General features: G+C 74.5%; 14 protein-coding genes and 3 pseudogenes. 6 read left to right on the top strand and 11 right to left on the bottom strand.

The annotated features are described in order from the left end of the window. Both IE225_RS07645 and IE225_RS07640 read right to left on the bottom strand, forming a co-directional pair. Entirely contained in the window at nucleotides 1–840 is an 840-nt protein-coding gene (locus IE225_RS07645) for an alpha/beta fold hydrolase (protein WP_190056595.1), read from the bottom strand. A 67-nt stretch (nucleotides 841–907) separates the two neighbouring features. Then, the gene (locus tag IE225_RS07640) at nucleotides 908–1,273 is read right to left on the bottom strand and encodes a peptidase inhibitor family I36 protein (protein WP_229879318.1); all 366 of its coding nucleotides are present in this window, start codon (nucleotides 1,271–1,273) and stop codon (nucleotides 908–910) included. Between the two features lie 534 nt (nucleotides 1,274–1,807). Here IE225_RS07640 and IE225_RS07635 point away from each other — a divergent pair. The 4 genes from IE225_RS07635 (at nucleotide 1,808) to IE225_RS07620 (ending at nucleotide 8,368) form a co-directional block, all read left to right on the top strand. After that, the gene (locus tag IE225_RS07635) at nucleotides 1,808–2,659 is read left to right on the top strand and encodes a serine hydrolase (protein WP_190056593.1); all 852 of its coding nucleotides are present in this window, start codon (nucleotides 1,808–1,810) and stop codon (nucleotides 2,657–2,659) included. A gap of 110 nt (nucleotides 2,660–2,769) precedes the next feature. Continuing rightward, a complete protein-coding gene (locus IE225_RS07630) occupies nucleotides 2,770–3,867 on the top strand; it encodes an esterase-like activity of phytase family protein (RefSeq protein ID WP_190056592.1) in 1,098 nt (365 codons plus the stop codon). Between the two features lie 163 nt (nucleotides 3,868–4,030). Beyond that, a complete protein-coding gene (locus IE225_RS07625) occupies nucleotides 4,031–7,750 on the top strand; it encodes an ABC transporter ATP-binding protein (protein ID WP_190056591.1) in 3,720 nt (1,239 codons plus the stop codon). A gap of 231 nt (nucleotides 7,751–7,981) precedes the next feature. Beyond that, nucleotides 7,982–8,368, top strand: coding sequence for a hypothetical protein (locus IE225_RS07620; protein ID WP_190056590.1), 387 nt, complete (start codon nucleotides 7,982–7,984; stop codon nucleotides 8,366–8,368). A 358-nt stretch (nucleotides 8,369–8,726) separates the two neighbouring features. On the opposite strand, the gene IE225_RS07615 is transcribed toward IE225_RS07620, so the two are convergent. From IE225_RS07615 to IE225_RS07605, 3 genes are all read right to left on the bottom strand, one after another. Next, entirely contained in the window at nucleotides 8,727–9,401 is a 675-nt protein-coding gene (locus IE225_RS07615) for a hypothetical protein (protein WP_190056589.1), read from the bottom strand. A 133-nt stretch (nucleotides 9,402–9,534) separates the two neighbouring features. Continuing rightward, nucleotides 9,535–11,415, bottom strand: a complete 1,881-nt coding sequence (locus IE225_RS07610; protein WP_190056588.1) for a glycoside hydrolase family 3 protein — start codon at nucleotides 11,413–11,415, stop codon at nucleotides 9,535–9,537. A gap of 500 nt (nucleotides 11,416–11,915) precedes the next feature. Then, entirely contained in the window at nucleotides 11,916–12,842 is a 927-nt protein-coding gene (locus IE225_RS07605; protein ID WP_190056587.1) for a LysR family transcriptional regulator, read from the bottom strand. Between the two features lie 109 nt (nucleotides 12,843–12,951). Here IE225_RS07605 and IE225_RS07600 point away from each other — a divergent pair, with 109 nt between their 5' ends. Further along, nucleotides 12,952–13,875, top strand: a complete 924-nt coding sequence (locus IE225_RS07600; protein ID WP_190056586.1) for an EamA family transporter — start codon at nucleotides 12,952–12,954, stop codon at nucleotides 13,873–13,875. Nucleotides 13,876–14,045: 170 nt separating this feature from the next. Here the strand turns inward: IE225_RS07600 and IE225_RS32925 are convergent. The 6 genes and pseudogenes from IE225_RS32925 to IE225_RS07575 form a co-directional block, all read right to left on the bottom strand. Beyond that, nucleotides 14,046–14,744: pseudogene (locus IE225_RS32925) on the bottom strand (DnaJ C-terminal domain-containing protein); the annotation flags it as partial. Between the two features lie 186 nt (nucleotides 14,745–14,930). Further along, a pseudogene (locus IE225_RS32920) lies at nucleotides 14,931–15,635 on the bottom strand (caspase family protein); the annotation flags it as partial. Then, entirely contained in the window at nucleotides 15,632–16,126 is a 495-nt protein-coding gene (locus tag IE225_RS07590) for a hypothetical protein (protein WP_229879316.1), read from the bottom strand. The gene IE225_RS07590 and the pseudogene IE225_RS32920, both read right to left, overlap by 4 nt. 420 nt (nucleotides 16,127–16,546) lie before the next feature. Further along, nucleotides 16,547–17,347 (bottom strand): sugar phosphate isomerase/epimerase family protein, encoded by an 801-nt coding sequence (locus IE225_RS07585; RefSeq protein WP_190056584.1) that lies wholly within the window; start codon nucleotides 17,345–17,347, stop codon nucleotides 16,547–16,549. A gap of 190 nt (nucleotides 17,348–17,537) precedes the next feature. Next, nucleotides 17,538–18,494 (bottom strand): bifunctional helix-turn-helix transcriptional regulator/GNAT family N-acetyltransferase, encoded by a 957-nt coding sequence (locus tag IE225_RS07580; RefSeq protein ID WP_190056583.1) that lies wholly within the window; start codon nucleotides 18,492–18,494, stop codon nucleotides 17,538–17,540. A 324-nt stretch (nucleotides 18,495–18,818) separates the two neighbouring features. Beyond that, nucleotides 18,819–19,868, bottom strand: coding sequence for a LacI family DNA-binding transcriptional regulator (locus IE225_RS07575; protein ID WP_190056582.1), 1,050 nt, complete (start codon nucleotides 19,866–19,868; stop codon nucleotides 18,819–18,821). Nucleotides 19,869–19,971: 103 nt separating this feature from the next. Here IE225_RS07575 and IE225_RS32915 point away from each other — a divergent pair. After that, nucleotides 19,972–20,267: pseudogene (locus IE225_RS32915) on the top strand (sugar phosphate isomerase/epimerase); the annotation flags it as partial. Nucleotides 20,268–20,554: the final 287 nt, after the last annotated feature.

Raw genomic sequence — 20,554 nt, 5'->3', positions numbered from 1 at the left:
TCACGCCAGGAACCGGGCCGCCGTGGCCACGAACCGCGTGGGATCGTCCAGCCACGGGAAGTGGCCGGCACCGGACTGGACGACGAACTCCGCGCGCGGGAACAGGCCGGCGTAGGCGGCGAGCGCGGGTGGCGGGGAGTTGAGGTCGACCTCGCCGGCCAGCACCAGCACGGGGGAGGACAGGGCGGCGAGCGCGGCCCGGGTGGCGTCGGGGTCGAAGGCGCCCTCGCCGGCGTGGGCCGCGGCCGCCTCGGTGTTCTTCTGCTCGGCGTCGGCGGCGTCCAGGGCGCGGGCCGTGTCGTCCCACCGGCCGTGCAGGAAGGGGGCGATCGCCTGCCAGTCGGCTCCGGTGCCGGTGCCGGCGGTGACGCGTTCCAGCGCCGCGTATGCCGCCGGGAACCACGGCTCGTGCCGGCGCAGCCGGGCGGTCTCGCGCCGGACCTCCCCGGGGACGGGGATGCCGACGGCCAGGACGCTCGGCGTGATCAGCGCCAGCCGGCCGACGCGGTCGGGGTGGCGGGCGGCGTACAGCACCGCCAGGTTGGCGCCGGCGCAGTGGGCGAGCAGGTCCACGCGGTCCAGGCCGAGGTGGACGCGCAGGGCCTCGACGTCGTCGACGAGACGGTCGCAGCGGTACGAGCCGGGGTCCTCCGGCACCGCCGAGGAACCGGTGCCGCGCGGGTCCGACAGGACCAGCCGCCGGTGCGCGGACAGACCGCCCAGGTCGCCGAGGTAGGCGGAGGCGCGCATCGGTCCTCCGGGCAGGCAGAGCACCGGAGGACCGGCACCGCGGAGGTGACAGGCGAGCGGGGTGCCGTCGGGTGCGCGGAAGGTGGGCATGGCCCGGACCCTGGCAGGTCGCCGGGCCGACGGCAACCGGCTTTCGACCGCGAGGTCTTGGCCCGGGTCAGCAGCCGCCCGGGGCCACCCCGTCGATACGGCCGCCGAAGTCGCCGAGGTAGCGGGAGCGCCAGTCGCCGCTGAAGACGTTCCGCTTCTCCAGCGGGCCCCAGTTGATGAAGCAGGCGCGGGTGTTGGCGACGAAGGAACCGACGTGGTCGTGGAGGAAGGGCGGCATGTCGCGGTAGCCGCTGCGGGCGGTCCACTCCCACGTGGAGCCGTGGAAGTTCTGGCCGCTCCAGAAGCAGACGGAGCCGCCATTGCAGGCGGGCACCGCGGCCCGGCCCTGCGTCTGGGCGACCGCGCCGGGGGCGGGCAGGAGGAGGGCGGTGAGGGCGACGGCGGTGGCGACGGCCCAGGAACGAAGCTTCAAGGCACTCTCCATTGACAGGACGGACGGAACAGGACAAGAGTGGACAGAGTGTGGCGAAGGTAGGGCGGAGCGGGGATGGGCGGGGCAGGGATGGACGGGACCGGTGACAGGACCGGTGGGCAGGTCTCGGCGGATGTGCCGAGCCACCGTCATAATCCCGGCCGCGTCCGGCGACACGCCCGGCGGTACGAAGGACACCACCTGTGTGAGGGAACTAGTCGTACGAGCCCCGCCGGAGGTGATCTGCCGCCGCCGGCTCGGCCGGTGTCCGGCGGGTCGGGTGTCGCGTCGGTGGAAAGGTCGGTGGAAAGGCGGTCGGGGGCCGAGGTCACCCGCGTGTGGTGCCCACGGGATGCGGGTGCGGGTGCGGATGCTGGTGCGAGCTGTGCGGTGTCCTGCCGCCTGTGAACGGGCCTGTCACGTAAGGCCGTCGGACGCCGCCGTGGACGGCCGTCGGGCACCGGCCCGCGCCCCGTACGGACCTTTCGCGAACACCCGTACAACTTTCCGCGCCGCCGCCGGGTCAACAGGAGCATGACACACATCACCGTCCGCCGCGCCCGGGCGCTCGCCGCGGCCCTCGGCGCCGGACTGCTCATACCGTGCGTGGCCGCCGCCACCCCCGCCGCCGCGGCCGGAACGACCGTCGGCTGCACCTCCGCCAAGGCCGGTCTGGCCACCAAGCTGCAGAAGGACATCACGGACGCGCTCGCCACCCGCAAGGGCAGCATCGCCCTCGGCCTGTACGACCGGTCCACCGGCACCACCTGCACGCTGAGAGCGGGCAGCGCCTACGACTCCGCCAGCGTCGTCAAGGTGACCGTGCTCGCGACGCTGCTGTGGGACGCCAAGAAGCACAACCGGTACCTGACGAGCACCGAGCAGTCGCTCGCCAAGGCCATGATCACCCAGTCCGACAACACCGCGACGAGCAAGCTGTGGAGGCAGCTCGGCCTGACGAAGATCAAGGGCTTCCTCGCCGCCGCCGGGATGACGCAGACCAAGCCCGGCGCGGACGGCTACTGGGGCCTGACCCAGATCACCGTCACCGACGAGCAGAAGCTGCTGAAGCTCGTCACCGCGCACAACGCCGTCCTCAGCGACAACTCCCGCGCCTACATCCTGAAGCTGATGGGCCAGGTCGTCTCCTCGCAGCGCTGGGGGACCCCGTACGGCGCGCCGTCCTCCGTCGCCGTGCACGTCAAGAACGGCTGGCTGCAGCGTTCCACGCACGGCTGGCGGGTGCACAGCGTCGGCACCTTCAACGGCGGCGGCCACGACTACATGATGACCGTGCTGACGCAGGACAACAGCACGATGAGCTACGGCATCACCACCATCCAGGGCGTCGCCAAGGTCATCCACCGGGACCTGGCCGCCAGTTGACGGGCTCGCCGGGTCGCATTGACGGGCCCGCCGGGTCGCACGAGCGGATGCGGCGCGGGACGCACGAGACGGTCTCCACGGCGTCACCGATCCGCCCTACGGTGACGCCCATGCACCAGAGAACCCGTCGTGCCGCGTTCGCGGCCGGCCTGCTCGCGGCCGCCTGCCTCACCGCCGCCCCGGCCGCGACCGCCGCCCCCGGCACCCCCGCCGCGACCGCGACCGCGGCCGCCCCGGCCGCCGGCCACGCCTGCTCGCCGTCCGTCTCCCTCGACCGCTTCTCCGACGCGCTGGACAAGACCGCGTACGACGGCACGTACGTCGGCAACCTCTCCGCGCTCGCCGTCGACCTCCCCCGCTCCCGGCCGCACGCGAGCGGGGGCGCCCCCACCGGCTCGATCGCCGCGCTGTCCGACCGCTCCTTCCTGTTCGACCTGGACGCGCGGACGCTGCGGCCGACGGGCGTGGTCCGGCTCGCCGACGAGAACGGCGCCCCGCTCGACGCCGAGGGCCTGGTCGTCGACCGCGACGGCACCCGCCTGGTCACCTCCGAGACCGAGCCGTCCATCCGCCGCTACTCCCGCGACGGGAGGATCCTCGACCGGCTCCCCGTACCGGACGCGCTGCGGGTCGCCCCCGCCGGGCGGGCGCAGTCCAACGGCACCTTCGAGGGCCTGACCCTGCTGCCCGGCGGCCGTACCCTGCTCGCCTCCATGGAGTACGCCCTCTCCGGCGACACCGCCGGCATCGTCCGCCTCCAGACCTGGCGCCGCGCCGCCGACGGCCGCTTCCGCCCCGCCGCCCAGTACGCCTACCGCGCCGACGCCGGCCTCGGCGTCCCGGAGGTCCGGGCCACCCCCGACGGCCGCCTGCTGGTGCTGGAGCGCGGCTTCACCTCCGGCGTCGGCAACACCGTCCGCCTCTACCTCGCCGACCTGCGCCACGCCACGGACACCAGCGGCATCGAGCACCTCACCGGCCAGGACGGCGTCCGCCTGGTGAAGAAGACCCTCCTCGCCGACCTCGCCTCCTGCCCCACCCTCGGCGCCACCGCCAGGCAGCCCCAGCCCAACCCCCTGCTCGACAACATCGAGGGCATGACGGTCACGGGCCGCGCCGGCGACTCCCTGAAGGTCCTCCTGGTCAGCGACGACAACCAGAACGCCACCCAGACGACCCGCTTCTCCTACCTGCGGGTACGCACCTGAGGAAGACCGGGCCCCGGACCGGACAAGGCCCGGGCCCCTGACGGGGGCCGGGGCGGGAACCGTGACGGGACCCGGGGCGGGAACTGTGACGGAGGGATGAAATCCGTTTCCGCCCGCGTTGGTGCCTTCCGGAGCACCAGGTCCGACGACGGAAGGCACCGACGTGGCAGCGCAGCCGGGATGGGCGCGGAGACTGGCCGGGTACGCGTGGCGGCACCCGAGGGACGTCGTCCTCGCGCTCGGCGCGTCGCTGGCCGGGATGGCCGTCACCGCCCTGGTGCCGTTGATCACGAAGGTGATCGTCGACGACGTGATCGGCGACCGCACCCGGGCCATGGCGCCCTGGGCGGGACTGCTGATCGCCGCCGCGCTGGCCGTCTACGTCTTCACGTACGTGCGCCGCTACTACGGCGGCCGGCTCGCCCTCGACGTCCAGCACGACCTGCGCACCGAGATGTACGCGGCGATCACGCGGCTGGACGGGCGGCGGCAGGACGAGCTGTCCACCGGGCAGGTCGTCGGGCGGGCCACCAGCGACCTGCAGCTCATCCAGGGCCTGCTGTTCATGCTGCCCATGACCATCGGCAACATCCTGCTGTTCGTGGTGTCGCTGGGGGTCATGGCGTGGCTGTCGCCGCCGCTGACCCTGGTCGCGCTGGCCGTCGCACCCGCCCTGTGGTGGATCGCCCGCCGCAGCCGCACCCGCCTGCACCCGGCCACCTGGTACGCGCAGGCGCAGGCCGCCGCCGTCGCCGGCGTGGTCGACGGCGCCGTCAGCGGCGTCCGCGTCGTGAAGGGCTTCGGGCAGGAGGAGCAGGAGACGCAGAAGCTGCGCGAGGTCGGCCGCAGGCTGTTCGCCGCCCGGCTGCGCACCATCCGGCTCAACGCCCGCTACACCCCCGCCCTGCAGGCCGTGCCCGCCCTCGGGCAGGTGGCCATGCTGGCGCTCGGCGGCTGGCTGGCGGTGCGCGGGCACATCACGCTGGGCACCTTCGTCGCCTTCTCCACCTACCTCGCCCAGCTCGTCGGCCCGGTGCGCATGCTCGCCGTCGTCCTCACCGTCGGCCAGCAGGCCCGCGCCGGAACCGAACGCGTCCTGGAGCTCATCGACACCGAGCCGTCACTGAAGGACGGCACCAAGGAGCTGCCCGCCGACGCCCCCGCCACCGTCGAGTTCGACGACGTCTCCTTCGGCTACGACCCCGCCCACCCCGTCCTCGACCGCGTCTCCCTGGAGATCCGCTCCGGCGAGACCCTCGCCGTCGTCGGCACCTCCGGCTCCGGCAAGTCCACCCTCTCCCTGCTCCTGCCGCGCTTCTACGACGTCACCCACGGCGCGGTCCTGGTCGGCGGCCACGACGTGCGGGAGCTGACCCTGGACTCGCTGCGGGCCGCGATCGGCCTGGTCCCGGAGGACTCCTTCCTCTTCTCCGACACCGTCCGCAACAACATCGCCTACGGCCGCCCCGACGCCACCCGGGAGGAGATCGAGGCCGCCGCCCGCGCCGCCCAGGCCGACCGTTTCATCGCCGAGCTGCCCGACGGCTACGACACCAAGGTCGGCGAGCACGGGCTGACCCTCTCCGGCGGCCAGCGCCAGCGCATCGCCCTGGCCCGCGCCCTGCTCACCGACCCCCGGCTGCTCGTCCTGGACGACGCCACCTCCGCCGTGGACGCCCGCGTCGAGCACGAGATCCACGAGGCGCTGAGGCACGTCATGCGGGGCCGCACCACCCTGCTGATCGCCCACCGCCGCTCCACCCTCAACCTCGCCGACCGCATCGCCGTCCTGGACCGCGGCCGCCTCGTCGACCTCGGCACCCACGAGGAGCTGCAGGAACGCTGCGCCCTGTACCGGCGCCTGCTCACCGACCCCGACGAGCTCGGCGGCGTCTCCCCGGGCCACTCCCGCCCCGCCGAGCCGCGCGAGGACACCTCCGTCCGGGCCGAGCTGGACGCCGAGTTCGACGCCGAGCGCGGGGTGACCCCGCGCCTGTGGAACGGCGACCGCGCACCGAAGGACACCGCCCTCACCGGCATGCCCGCCACCCCCGACCTCCTCGCCCGGGTGGCGGCGCTGCCCCCGGCCACCGACACCCCCGACGTCGACGAGGCGCGCGCGGTGCGCCCGGAGGACTCCTACGGCCTGCGCCGGCTGCTGCACGGCTTCGGGCTGCCGCTGCTGGTCAGCCTGGCCCTCGTCGCCGTCGACGCCGGCGCGGGCCTGCTGCTGCCGATCCTGATCCGGCACGGCATCGACCAGGGCGTGACGCGGCTGGCCCTGGGCGCGGTCTGGTCGGCGTCCCTGCTCGGCCTGCTCGTCGTGGCCGTGCAGTGGGCGGCGCAGATCGGCGAGACCCGGATGACCGGCCGCACCGGCGAACGCGTCCTGTACGCGCTGCGGCTGAAGATCTTCTCCCAGCTCCAGCGGCTCGGCCTGGACTACTACGAGCGGGAGCTGACCGGCCGGATCATGACCCGGATGACGACCGACGTCGACGCGCTGTCGACGTTCCTGCAGACGGGCCTGGTCACGGCGTTCGTCTCGGTCGTCACCTTCTTCGGCATCCTGGTCGCCCTGTTCGTCCTCGACGTGCGGCTCGCCCTCGTCGTCTGCGCCACCCTGCCGCCGCTGGTGCTGGCCACCTACGTCTTCCGCCGGGCCAGCGTGAAGGCGTACGAACTGGCCCGCGAGCGCATCTCCGTCGTCAACGCCGACCTGCAGGAGTCGGTGGCCGGGCTGCGCGTCGTGCAGGCGTTCCGGCGCGAGCGGGACGGGCGGCACCGGTTCACCGGGCGCAGCGACGCCTACCGCCGCGCCCGCATCCGCGGCCAGCGGCTGATCTCGCTGTACTTCCCGTTCGTGCAGTTCCTGTCGTCCGTCGCCGCGGCCGCCGTCCTGGTCGCGGGCGCCGGGCGCATCGAGGCGGCCACCCTCACCACCGGCGCCCTGGTCGCCTACCTGCTCTACATCGACCTGTTCTTCGCGCCCGTGCAGCAGCTCTCCCAGGTCTTCGACGGCTACCAGCAGGCGACCGTCTCCCTCGGCCGCATCCAGGAGCTGCTGCGGGAACCGGCGTCGACCCAGTCCGCCGAGGAGCCGCTGGAGGTCCGCTCCCTGCGCGGCGACATCGCCTTCGAGGACGTCCACTTCTCCTACGGGGACGACGAGGAGGCCCTGCGCGGCATCACCCTGCGCATCCCCGCCGGGCAGACGGTGGCGTTCGTCGGCGAGACCGGCGCGGGCAAGTCGACGCTGGTGAAGCTGGTGGCGCGGTTCTATGACCCGACGCGCGGCCGGGTCACCGTCGACGGCACCGACCTGCGCGCCCTGGATCTGACGTCGTACCGGCACCGCCTGGGCGTCGTCCCGCAGGAGGCGTACCTCTTCCCGGGCACCGTGCGCGACGCCATCGCCTACGGCCGCCCCGGCGCCAGTGACGCCGAGGTGGAGGCGGCGGCGCGGGCGGTCGGCGCGCACGAGATGATCGCCGGTCTGGAGGGCGGCTACCTCCACGAGGTCGCCGAGCGCGGCCGCAACCTCTCCGCCGGCCAGCGCCAGCTGATCGCGCTGGCCCGCGCCGAGCTCGTCGACCCCGACGTCCTCCTCCTCGACGAGGCCACCGCCGCCCTCGACCTGGCCACCGAGGCCCAGGTCCAGCAGGCCACGGACCGCCTGGCGGGCCGGCGCACGACCCTGGTCGTCGCCCACCGCCTCACCACCGCCGCCCGCGCCGACCGCGTCGTCGTCCTGGACCACGGCCGCGTCGTCGAGGACGGCCCGCACGAGGAACTCCTCGCCCGCGACGGGCACTACGCGCGGCTGTGGCGCACCTTCACCGGCACCGCCGAACCGGAGGAGCCGGTCGGCGCCTCCCGCTGAGCCGGGCCCGGCCGCGCGACCACCGGCCGCCTGTGCCACCGGCCGTGCGACCACCGGCCGCCTGCGCCATCGGCCGTGCGACCACCGGCCGTCTGTGCCACCGGTCGCCTGTGCCGTGTCGCACAACCACCGGCCGCCCGCGCCGCGTTGCGCAACCGTCGGACACCTGTCCTGCGTCCGTACACCCGTACGTCGTGACATCGTGACGGTCGTGACACGGGAGGGACGACAGTGGACAAGGGTGCGATACGCCGGCGGCTGGCGCTCGGTACGGCCCTGCTCGCCGCGTCGGGGCTGATCGCGCTGGCCGCACCGGGCACCGCCCAGGCGGCCGGCGGCTGCGCGGGCCGCAGAGCGGCGACCCTCACCTTCTCCACCGGCTCCGTCCAGATCTACCGGGCCCGCGGCTACGTCTGCGCCGTCACCCGCCCCGAGCACCCCGGCCGGCGCATCACCATGTCGGTCAGCGTCCAGGCCCGCGGCAACCGCCCGGTCACCGACCGGGGCCGCTACGTCCGCCAGGCCGGCCCGGTCACCGTCCACGCCGGCCACCGGTGCGTGCGCGTCGGCGGATCGGTGGGGCGCGGCTCGGTGCGGTCCGGCTGGATCCTGTGCTGACCCGGCCCGGCCGCCCGCACGGCCGGCGCACCTGACACCCGGGTCGGCCGCCCGCACGGCCGGCGCACCTGACACCCGGCCCGGCCGCCCGCACGGCCGGCGCGCCTGACACCCGGGTCGGCCGCCCGCACGGCCGGCGCACCTGACACCCGGGTCGGCCGCCCGCGCGGTCGGCGCGCCTGACACCCGGGTTCCGCCCGGTACGCGGGTCTCGGTACCCAAGCCCCGGCAACCCAGGCCCGGCACGCGGGTCCCGGCGCCCAGGCCCGGTACGTGAGTCCCGTCACGTGGGTCCCCCGTTGCGCAGGTCCGGCACGCGGGCCCCCATCGCGCGGGTCCCCGTCGCGCGGGCCGGCGCTCAGCGGTCCGCGCGTGCCCGCCCCGCCCTGGCCGGCATCGGGCGGGCGCAGCCCACCGGGCGGCTGCCGCCGAGCCGGACGTAGAGCGTGGTGGACGCGGGGCAGTCGGCGCGGTCGGCGACCGCGGCGGTCACCCGGTACCGCGGCGCCCGCCCGCCCGTGCCCGCGCAGGGCGTCTCGCGCACCCGGCCGCGGCCCGCGTCGCGCACGCAGTCGCCGACGACGGTGCGCGGCCCGCCTCCCTGGCCCGGGTCGCCGGGGTGCGGCGGCTGCAGGTTGCGCATGCAGGCGTAGCCCTGCGGGACGGCGCCGTCGCCGTCCTCGTCGGCGGCGGGCCGGTGCGCGTCGATGTGCAGGACGAAGTCGGTGTACGGCGGGCACGGCGGGCCGCCGGCCACCGCGCCGTCGTACCGCGCGGCGACCCGGGCCGCCGCCCGCTCGCCGTCGCACGGCACCTCGGTGACCCCGGCCGTGCCGAACGAACTGCACTCGCCGACGCCGAGGAACACCGCGCCGTGGCCGGAGGGGGAGGCGGAGCGGGCGGCGGCCGTCGCCGGGGACGCGCCCGCGCCCGCCGGGTACTGACACGCCGTCAGAAGTGCCGCGCAGGCGGCGAGAACGGCCGGCACCCCGCGTCGCGCCCGCGCCGCCCACCCGAATCCCCGTCGTGCCATCCCCCGGTCCACCCCCGCTCCAGCGTGGCCCGTACGGCGGGACCGCGCCAGCCACGCGAGGTGCTTTACGCCCGCCGCCGGTGGCGCGGCGCGTACCGGGCGCACGGGGCGTACGCCGGGCCCGCGGACGCGACTAGGCGTGCCGGTACGTCAGCCCGTACCCGATCGGATACAGCACCCGGGCGGGGTCGTCCGCCCGCTGCACCGGCACCGGCAGCCGTCCGCGCGGATCCACCCGCCCGGCGATCACCCGCGCGGCCGCCCGCACCTCGACGTCGGTCCACGAGTAGGACGCCAGGAAGGCGGAGACGGTCGGCAGGTGGGCGACGTCGTACGGGTTGCGCACCGCCAGCGCCACCACCGGCCGGCCGGTCGCCACCAGCCGTTCCACCAGCGTCTTCTGGGCGCTGCCCGCGGTGACGTTGTACGTGCACACCACCACCGCGTCCGCCTCGCCGGCCGCCGCGACGGCCCGGTCGATCGTCGCCGCGGACGGGGCGGTGCCGGTGGACAGGTCGGTCGCGGTGAAACCCAGCCCGGTCAGCGCGGCGGCCAGGACCCGGGTGGGCGGGCCGTCGGTGCCGCTCGGGGAGGCCGGGTCGGCGCCGGCCACCAGGATCCGGCGGTGCGTGCGGCGGGAGAGCGGCAGGGTGTGCCGCGCGTTGACCAGCAGCGTCGTGGTGCGTTCGGCGATGCGGTCGGCGGCGGCGAGGTGCGCGCGCGTGCCGACGGTGCGGTCGACGTCCGCGGGGTCGGCGTACGGCCGGTCGAACAGCCCCAGCTTCGCCTTCAGCCGCAGGATGCGCAGCACGGAGGTGTCGAGGCGCTCCTCGCTCAGCTCGCCGGTGCGGACGGCCGTCAGCACGGAGTTCCAGGCCAGGTCCAGGTCGGGCGGGTTGAGGAGCTGGTCCACGCCCGCCTTCAGCGCCAGCACCGGCACCCGGTCGTCGCCGTACTTGGTGCGCACGCCCTGCATGCCGAGGGAGTCGGTCACCACGACCCCGTCGTAGCCGAGTTCGCCGCGCAGGATGCCGGTGAGGACGGGGCGGGAGAGGGTGGCCGGGTCGCCGGAGTCGTCGAGGGCCGGGAACTGGAGGTGCGCGGTCATGATCGAGTCGACGCCGGCCCGGATCGCCGCCCGGAACGGCACCGCGTCCAGCTTCTCCCACAGCGCGCGGCTGTGCGTGATGACCGGGAAACCGGTGTGGCTGTCGACGGCCGTGTCGCCGTGCCCGGGGAAGTGCTTGGCGGTCGCCGCCACCCTGGACGCCTGATACCCCGTCACCTCCGCGGCGACGAGCGCGGCGACCGTGTCCGGGTCGGCGCCGAAGGAACGCACCCCGATGACCGGGTTGGCGGGGTTGACGTTGACGTCGGCGTCGGGGGAGTAGTCCTGGTTGACGCCCATCGCGCGCAGCTCGGCCCCGGAGATACGGCCGAGGGTGCGGGCGTCGGCGGGCGAACCCCCGGCGCCGATCGCCATGGCGCCGGGCAGCAGGGTGGCGGGCCGGCCGACGCGGCAGACGATGCCGTGCTCCTGGTCGGTGGTGATCAGGACGGGCAGGCCGCGCGGCTGCGCCAGGGACGCCCGCTGGATGCCGTTGGACAGGTCGGCGATCTGGTGCGGGGTACGGGTGTTGTGCGCCCAGGCGAAATAGATGATGCCGCCGACCCGGTACCTGGCGACCAGTTCGGCGGCGGTGCGGACGCCGATCTCCTTGAGGTTGGCGTCGATGTCGGCCTGGTCGGGTGCGGTGGCGGAGTGGCCGTAGACCCGCATCACGAAGAGCTGGCCGACCTTCTCCTCCAGGGTCATCCGGGCGACGATCGCACGGAGCCGGGCATCGCGGATGGGACCGGCGGGACTGACTGGGCTGATGGGACCGGCGGGGCGGGCGTGCGCCGGCAGCGCGCCCGCGGCCAGCGCGGCGCCGGCGCCGGCGGTCGCGGCGAGGACGGTGCGTCTGGAGGGGCGTGCGGTGTTTCCCTTGCCGTCCGTGCTGGTGTCGGGCACGTGCGCTCCTTCCGGAGGGGATGCGCTGAAGGAAACTTCCGAGAAGTCACCAATATCCGGGAAGTTTCTTCCGGTCAAGGGAACGCGCAGCACCCGCGCGGAGGCCGACGCCGATCCAGGGAGGGGGCTTCCGCGCACGCGCCAGGCTCGGCCGCGACCTCGAGGCCGCCGCCGGCGCAGGGAGGGGGCGCGCCGACGGCGGCGTGCTGCCGGTGGCGGCGCGGCGGAGAGGGGGCGTCGGTGATCGCGGCCGGCCCGCGAGACCGACACCGCGCCGCGGGGGGCTGGTCCGGCAGCCTGTGGCTTGGACGGGCAACGGGGCGGCGGGGTTCCTACGCCGGGGTGCCGCCCGGCACACCGGGGCTTCCGGGGCGGACGGGAGTGAAATCGGCTTCCGGAGCGGGCGGGAGTGAAATCGGCTTCCGGAGCGGGCGGGAGTGAAATCGGCTTCCGGAGCGGGCGGGGGTGAAATCGGCTTCCGGATTGGGCGGTTCAGAGGTTCAGGCCGCCGCGGCGGTGGCCGGGGAGGACACCGTCGGCCAGTGCTCCCGCAGGGTCCGCACCGTCTCGGCGATCGCCGGACGCCGTCCGGCACCGGCGCGCCACAGCGCGTACAGCCGCCGCACCGGCATCGGCTCCAGCCGCACCGGCACGACCCCGGAGGGCAGCGGGCCGCGGCCGAGGCGCGGGATGAGGGCAATGCCGAGACCGGCGGCGACGAGGGCGACGAGGGTGGGGTTCTCGTCGGCCTGGTGGACGATGTCCGGCTCGTGCCCGGCGGCGCGCAGCGTCCGCACCAGCCACTCGTGGCAGACCCGGCCGGGCGGCTGGCAGATCCACCGCTCGCCGCCCAGCTCGCCCCGCCGTACGGCCGTACGGCCGGCGAAGGGGTGCCGCTCGGGCACCAGCAGGTCGCACAGGTCCTCCCCGATGACCGCCTGCTCGACGCCGGGCGGGCAGGGCAACGGGGCGACGTCCCAGTCGTGCGCGACGGCGAGGTCCACGGCGCCCTTGGCGACCAGGTCGACGGACAGGTGCGGGTCGACCTCGCTGAGCCGGGCGTCCAGCGCCGGGTGCCGGGCGGCGAGGTCGGCCAGGACCGACGGCATCAGCCCGCGCGCCGCCGACGCGAACGCGGCGATCGTCAGCCGCCCGGCCGGCACCCCGCGCCGCTCCTCCAGCTCCGTCTCCGCGCGTTCCACGATCGCCAGCAACTCCTGTGCCGTGGCGGCAAGATGACGTGCCTCGGCGGTCAGCCGGACGCCGCGCCCCTCGCGCTCCAGCAGCACCGTGCGGGTCTCCCGCTCCAGCTTGGCGATCTGCTGGGAGACGGCGGAGGGCGTGTAGCCGAGCGCGGCGGCGGCCGCGCCGACGGAGCCGTGGACGGAGACGGCGTGCAGGGCGCGCAGCCGCTGGAGGTCGAGCATGGGGGACTCCCTGACGAGGGGACATCGTTCACCGTTGAGGAACGCTTCATCCCACCATGCAGCAATCATCGCTGGTGCTTCACGGTCGCGGGGCGGGATGCTCGACGGCATGCGACCCGCCCACCTCACCCTCGCCGTTGCCGTCGCCGCCGTCTGGGGCGTCAACTTCACGGTCATCGAGCTCGGCCTGGACCATTTCCCGCCGCTGCTGTTCTCCGCCCTGCGCTTCCTGGCGGCCGCGCTGCCCGCGGTGCTGTTCGTGGGGCGCCCCAAGGTGGCGTGGAAGTGGATCGTGGCGGTCGGCCTGGTGCTGGGCGTGGCCAAGTTCGGGCTGCTCTTCCTCGGCATGGCCGCGGGGATGCCCGCCGGCCTGTCCTCCCTGGTCCTCCAGATTCAGGCCGTCTTCACGGCGCTCATCGCCTTCGCGCTCCTCGGCGAACGCCCCACGCGCCTGCGGGCGCTGGGCATGGCGGTGGCCCTCGGCGGCGTGGCCCTCGCGGCCGTCGACGAGGGAACGGCCGGTCCGCTCGCCGCGTTCACCCTGGTGATCGTCGCGGCGGCCTGCTGGGGACTGTCCAACGTCCTCACCCGCAAGGCGTCCCCGCCCGACCCCCTGAACTTCATGGTGTGGGTGAGCACGGTGCCGGTGCTGCCCCTGCTCGCCCTGTCCCTCCTCACGGAGGGCCCGTCCCGCGACCTCGCCGCGCTGCACGCCCTCGACTGGCAGGGCGTCGGCATCGTCCTCTACGTCGCCTGGATCACCACGGTCTTCGGCTTCGGCGCCTGGGGCCGGCTGCTGCGCCGTCACCCGGCGTCCACGGTGGCCCCGTTCTCCCTCCTGGTCCCGGTCTTCGGCATGTCGTCCGCGGCCCTGTTCCTGGGCGAACCGATCAGCCCTCTGCGCTGGTGCGCGGCGGCCCTGCTGGTGGGCGGGGTGGCACTGACGTCCCTGACCCCGGCGAGGCCGGTCCGGTCGAAGGAGGGCCGGCCGGCGGACGATCCAGCGCGCGAGCCGGTCGGCGAGCCGGTGTGATCCCATGCCCGTAGTTGAGTTCCCCGGCTCCAAGTCCATCGCCGCTCGCGTGCTCTTCCTGGCCGCAGCCGCCGGCGGAGTCGTGGGAGGTCGGGGAACGGTGCGTGGGGAAGACGGTGCGGGCCCGTGTCGTCGTCCGGCCGGCGGGCGGTTCGTCCGGCTCAGTCGCGTATCTCGACACGTGCGAGGAGGTCGCCCCGGCCGCCGCCTCTGAGATGGATGACGCCGAGGCCGGCCAGGCGCACGGTCTGGCCGTCGCGGATGCCCGGAGGGATGCGGACGGTATGACGGCCGTCGAGCGTCTCCAGGGGAAGAGTGCCTCCCGCCGACGCCAGGGCGCGCGGAACGGTCAGGGTTCGGTGCAGGTCGTCGCCCTTCCGTTGGAAGACCGGGTGCGGACGTTCCACGATCTCGATGTACAGGTCTGCCGCCTCACCGCCGCCGGGACCGACCTCGCCCTCGCCGGCGAGCTGGATGCGGGTGCCGTTGTCGACACCGGCCGGGATCTTCACCGTCAGGGTGCGGCGGGCGCGCACCCGGCCGTCGCCGGCGCATTCGGGGCACGGGTGGGGCAGGAGTGTGCCGTACCCCTTGCATTTCCCGCACGGATGCGCCCGGCCCGGCTCGCCGAAATAGGCTCGCCCGAGTTCACCGAACAAGCTCCGTCGGGGGTCCGGCGTCTCGCCGCGCCCTCCGCAGGCGTCGCACTGCACGGGCCAGGTCCCCGGCTTCGTACCCGAGCCTGTGCAGACGCCGCACACGACGGCGGTATCCACCTGAATGTCCTTCGTCGTGCCGAACGCGGCCTCGTCCAAGTCGAGTTCGATGCGGATCATCGCGTCCCGGCCGCGGCGGGTACGTGAGCGGGGGTACTGCCCCTTCGGCTGCCGGCCGGCCTCGGCATCTGCCCCGTCCCCGGTCTCGGACGCCGCTCGTGGCTCGGCAACCGTGTCTCGCGCGTCCTCGCCGGTTCGCGGTCCCACGCCGTGGGCGCCGGTCCTTGCGCCGACCGTACGCGCGACGGTCACCTGATATTCCAGGTCGGCCCACATCCGAGGCCGCTGTCTCACCCCGTCGCGGTGCAGCGACTCGTACACGTAGTCGTACAACTCGGTGACCGTGATCCGGCCGTCCCGGTTCAGGTCGGCCGCTCCCGTGGCCAGGCCGTCGATCAGCGCGCCGGTGAACCGTGAGGGCTGCGGCACCTTGGACTCGACCCGCTCGCCCTCCCACGCGTACTCGGTCCGGCTCGTCGCGGTCAGGACGGCTCTGCCGTGGCCGCTCAGTTCGTCGCGTACGTAGATCCGGTCGTCGCCCTTCGCGCCGGGCAGGAACGCTCCGCTGTAGCAGCAGTCGAGCAGGACGACGATGCTGCGGGCCCGGCAGCGTTCCATGCGGTCGCGCAGGAAGGCGGCCGGGATCGCGGTGGAAGCGGGCAGGTCGCGGTCCGTGTCGCGGGCGGCGAAGTACAGGTGGCCGTCGTCGTCCTTGATGCCGTGGCAGGACACATGCAGAAGAAGCAGGTCGTCACGGCTGCGGTCCCGGAAGAACCGCTCCAGTGCGCGCATGACTTCGTGGGCCCGGGCATCCTTCACCTGCTCGGTGCGGAACCCGCCTATGCGGGGGTCGGAGAGTACGCCGGCGAGACCTGCGCAGTCCTGGCCGGGGGAGCGCAGTGTGCCGAGTGTCCGGTCGTCGTACGTTCCGGTCGCGATGAGCAGCGCGTCCCTGCGGCCCGTGCCGAGGGGAAAGCCGGTCATGGGGCGGTCTGCTCCTGAACAGCGGGCGGTTCTCCGGTATCTCCCGTGACTTCGGTATCTCTCGTGACTCCGGCCGCTTCGCCGGGTGCGGTCGGGTTCTCCTCGGCTTGGGCCCGCGTACGGATTTCCTCCAAAAAGGCGTCCACCAGGCGCTGTTGCTGTTCGGCCGAGGCGTGACCGAGCTCGAGGGTGCGGCCGTCGACGTCGACCTTGACCGTGCGCACGGGGCGGTTCTGCAGCCAGGTCTCCACCAGATGCAGCGCGGGTCGCAGGACGGCGGGCGCGAGGCTGACGGCGAGGGCGCCGACCGCGAGGAGCCCACCCGGCTTCGCGCCCTCGGGCACCGGCGTGCCGGACCGCTCCACCCGTACGTCGTCCACGTCGAGTTCCAGCAGCCGCCGCCTCAACTGCAGGGTGAGCTCGTCGAGCTCCTCCTGGTCCACGTCGGCCCCACCGGACACGACCAGACGCATAGTGCTGGCTGCCGCCATGTCGTCCCCCTGTTCAACAGCGGCTTCCAGTGTATGGGGGAAGGGCAAAGCCGTTGTGGGACTGGCGAGTTCGTACGGGCTGCGGCACAGGGCCGTCGGGTCCGCGATGGGCCGCGCTCGGGGGTGGACCGGTGGTGCGGGCGGGCCCTTGGTGCGACACGTCCGGCGGATTTCTTGGCGTGACACGTCCGGCGGATCCGTCGCACTCCGGGAGGTGACAGGGTCCGGGCCGGGCCGGTGAGCGCTGGGTGGGGGCGGGCGCGTCGGCGGCTCGGTGGCATGCCGGGTCGGCACAGCGCCCGTCGGGTGAGTTGAGGGACCGCAGGACGTTCGCGCGGCTGTGCCGCAAGACGTTCGCGCGGCTGTGTCGGCCGACGGATCTGCGAAGCTCACGGGTCGCTGAGACCGGTTCAGGTGTTCCTACGCCGACTCGTTGAGCAGCCGCGCCAGGTGCTCCCGGCCCGCGTCGAGCAGGCCGGGCAGCGGGGCCGCGGCGTCGTACCAGCGCTTCTCGTACTCCCAGCACAGCCAGCCGTCCCAGCCGTGCCGGGAGAGGACCTCGACGCACTCGGCGAGCGGGAGGACGCCGGCGCCGAGGGGGAGGGGGGTGGTGTCGTCGGCGGAGGCGATGTCCTTGACCTGGACGTAGCCGAGGTACGGGGAGAGCGCGGCGTACGTCTCCGACGGCTGCTCGCCGCCCAGCCAGGTGTGCATCACGTCCCACAGCGCGCCGACGCTGCCGTGGCCGACCGGGCCGAGGACGCGGATCGCGGCGGCGCCGGTGCGGTGGGAGTCGTGGGTCTCCAGCAGGATGCGCACGCCCGCGTCGGCGGCGTGGCGGGCGGCGTCGCCCAGGCGCCGGGCGGCGGTCGCGTCGGCCTCCTCGGCACTCTGCTCGGGGGAGGCGCCGGGGAAGACGCGGACGTGGGGGGCGCCCAGGTCGCGGGCGAGGTCGACCAGGGCGCGGAGCTCGGCGAGGACGGAGGCGTCGTCGTCGGGCGCGGCCACTCCGACGTACCCGGCCAGGCCCAGCAGCTCGACGCCGGAGTCCTGGAACGCGTCGGCGACGGCGGACCGCTCGCCCGGGCCGAGGGCGGGGTGGACCGGTTCCTCCGGGTGGGCGCGCAACTCGACGCCGTGGTAGCCGTGCGCCGTCGCCAGCCGCACCACCTCGGGCACGGGCAGACCGGGCACTCCGAGGGTGGAGAACGCGAACTTCATGCCTGGGACCTTACGTCGTCACTCACGTGTCCTGCCTCTCTTCAGGTGCCCGTGTCCCGCCGCGCCTCACCTGTCGTGGATCATCGCCGGTCCTGTCGTGGATCATCGCCGGGCGTGTCGTGGATCATCGCCGGGCGTGTTGTGGGCCGGCGCCGCGCCTGACGTGGACCGGCGCCGCGCCTGTCGTGGATCATCCCTCCCCGCGCTCGTTCCGGCCGTCCAGCTCCAGCCGCCAGTCCTGCCCGACCAGGTCCTGGCCGAAGGAGCGGTGGGGTTTCTCGGCGACCAGGGTGAAGCCGTGCCGCCGGTAGATGCGGCGCGCGGCGGTGAGGCAGTCGTTGGTCCACAGCACCAGCGCGCGGTAGCCGGCCCCGCGGGCGAAGTCGATCACGGCCCGCACCAGCCGGTCGCCGATGCGCAGCCCGCGCGCCTCCGGCTCGACGAGCAGCAGCCGCAGCCGGGCCGTGTCCGGGGCCCGGTCGCGCACGCACATCACGCACCCCACCGGCCGCCCGTCCAGCTCTGCCATCCACACCCGCTCCAGGCGCGGGTCGTGGTCCTGCGCGAAGTCCGCGACGATCCGCGCCACCAGCGCCTCGTAGTCGGCGTCCCAGCCGTACTCGGCGGCGTACACGGCGGCGTTGCGCTGCACGATCCAGCCCAGGTCCCCCGGCCGCGGCTCGCGCAGCACCACGTCCTCGGGCCGGGCGGCGGCCCTCGGCGCGCGCCCGCCGGAGAGGATGTCCCGGATGGTGCGCATCGCCTCCGCCAGCCGCGGCCGGTCGGCCGGGGAGACGGTCGCCAGCAGCGCGCCGACGCTCTCCCGGGCCCGCTCCTCCAGCAGGTCCGCGGCCTCACGGCCGCGCGCGGTCAGCGTGATCCGCCGCCGCCGCGGATCCGTCTGCGACGGGCCGCGCTCGACCAGCCCGTCCTTCTCGAACCGGTTCAGGATCCGGCTCAGGTACCCCGCGTCCAGCGACAGCTGCTCCCGCAGGTCGGCCGCGTCCGTCCGCGGCGCGTGCGCCAGCTCGTACAGCACGCGCGCCTCGGTGAGGGTGTACGGGGCGTACAGGTGGCGGCCGTAGTCGAGCGCGCCGATGACGTTGGTGTAGAAGCGGTTGAAGGCCCGGACGTCCTGGACGGTCATGGCGGCCCCGATCCTTGACTCAGTCAGAGATACCGTGGCTTTCGAGACTAGGACGCGGCGGGGCGCGCGTCCATGGCGGCCGTCGCCGTACGCACGCGCCCGGCGCCGGCCGCCCCCCGCACACGTCCGGCACTGGCCCCGCGCCATCACCGTGAGGAAGCCCCGGGTGAGCCGCCGGCCGCCAGGAGACCGCAAGCCGTCAGGAATCAGGAGACCGCCGGCCGTACAGGAGACTGCCGGCCGTGCAGGAGACCGCCACGAGACCTCTGCGAAGCCCGCGGCACCCCGCTCCCGCTGGAAGCCCGCGGCACCCCGCTGGGAACGTCAGGAGGCCCGCGGCACCCCCGTCGACCCCCGCACCATCAGCTCCCCCCGCACCGTCGCCACCCCGCCCGGCGGTGGTTCCTCGCGTCCCATGGCGATGCGGCCGGCCCGCGCGCCCGCCTCCGCGAGCGGCAGCCGGACGGTGGTCAGGGAGGGCACCGCGTCGATGCTGAAGGGCAGGTCGTCGAAGCCGGCCACCGACACGTCCTCGGGGATGCGCAGGCCGGACTCGCGCAGGGCGGCGCAGGCGCCGAGGGCGACGGAGTCGTTGGCGGCGACCACGGCCGTCAGGCTCGGGTCGCGGCGCAGCAGCTCCAGCGTGGCCTCGTAGCCGGAGCGGCGGTCGTAGCGGCCGTGCACCGTCCAGCGCTCGTCCTCCTCGATGCCGGCGGCGGCGAGCGCGGCGCGGTGGCCCTCCAGGCGGTGGCGGGTCGTGGTCCGCTCCTTCGGGCCGGTGAGGTAGCCGAGGCGGCGGTGGCCGAGGCCGATGAGGTGCTCGGTCAGTTCGCGGGCGCCGCCGCGATGGTCGAAGTCGAGGGCGACGGCGCCGGTGTCGGGGGCCGGCGGGCGGCCGCACAGCACGACCTTGGTGCCCGCGTCGCCCAGCTTGCGCAGCTTCGTCGACATCGCGGCCGCGTGCGCCGCGTCCTCCACCGTCCCGCCGGTCAGCACCACGGCGGCGGCGCGCTGCCGCTGGAGCAGGGTGAGGTAGGTCAGTTCGCGCTCCGGGGAGCCGCCGGTGTTGCAGACGACGGCGAGGCGCTCCCCGCCCGCGCGCCCGCCCGCGCCGCCGATCTCCGACTGGATCGCGCTCGCCATGATCCCGAAGAACGGGTCGGCGATGTCGTTGACGAGGATGCCGACCAGGTCGGAGGTGGCCGCGGCGAGCGCGCTGGCGGGGCCGTTGAGGACGTAGTCGAGCTCGTCGACCGCCTTCAGCACCCGCTCCCGGGTGGCGGCGGCCACCGGGTAGTTGCCGTTCAGCACGCGCGACACCGTCGCGGGCGAGACCTGGGCGCGGGCCGCAACGTCCGCCAGGGTCACCGTCATCTCGTCGTCCTCCGGTCGCGCATCCTCGTCGTCCGTCCTGCTAGACGCCAGACCCGGGGCAGGGGTTCGGTGCAGACCGTACCGGCCGCGGCGCGGACTGTATCGGGCGGCCGACGCGCCGGCCGAGCTGGGCCCGTACGCCGAGGAACGCGGCGTCCGCCTCGCCGTCGAGGCGCTGCACCCCATGTACGCCGCCGACCGCTGCGGGGTCTCCACCCTCGCCCAGGCCCTCGACCTCTCGGCGACGGCGCGGTCGACCTGCGCGCGGGGAAGGGGTACGTCGAGGCCGCCGGCCGCACCGGCCCCATCGAGGTGGAGCTGTTCAACGACGCGCTGTGGGCCCGCGACGGCCGTGAGGTCCTCGCGGAGACGGCGCAGCGGTTCCCGCGGCACGTGATGCGGTGGGCCGCCGGCGGTGATGTGCCGGACGCCGACGGTGATGCGCCGGACGCGCGCCTGCGCACGGAGAAAAAAATCTTGCGGAGGCCGTGCAACCCTTCCCGGACCCCGCGGGTCGTACTTGTCATCAGGACCCGGGGGACCCTGGGGGGGATCACGAGGGGTCCTGACAGGGAGGGAAGCCGAGGGGCCCGGTCTGGGGGGACCGGGCCCCTCGAAACGTCTGTGCGCCTCTGCGCCTTTCCACCTCCCCGTTTTCAGACCCCGCGCATCCGGACCCGCGCCCG

The organism is Streptomyces echinoruber (assembly GCF_014651135.1).
GTDB classification, from domain to species: domain Bacteria; phylum Actinomycetota; class Actinomycetes; order Streptomycetales; family Streptomycetaceae; genus Streptomyces; species Streptomyces echinoruber.
The sequence above is the reverse complement of the archived record's forward strand: the minus strand, read 5'-3'. Positions and strand labels throughout refer to the sequence as shown.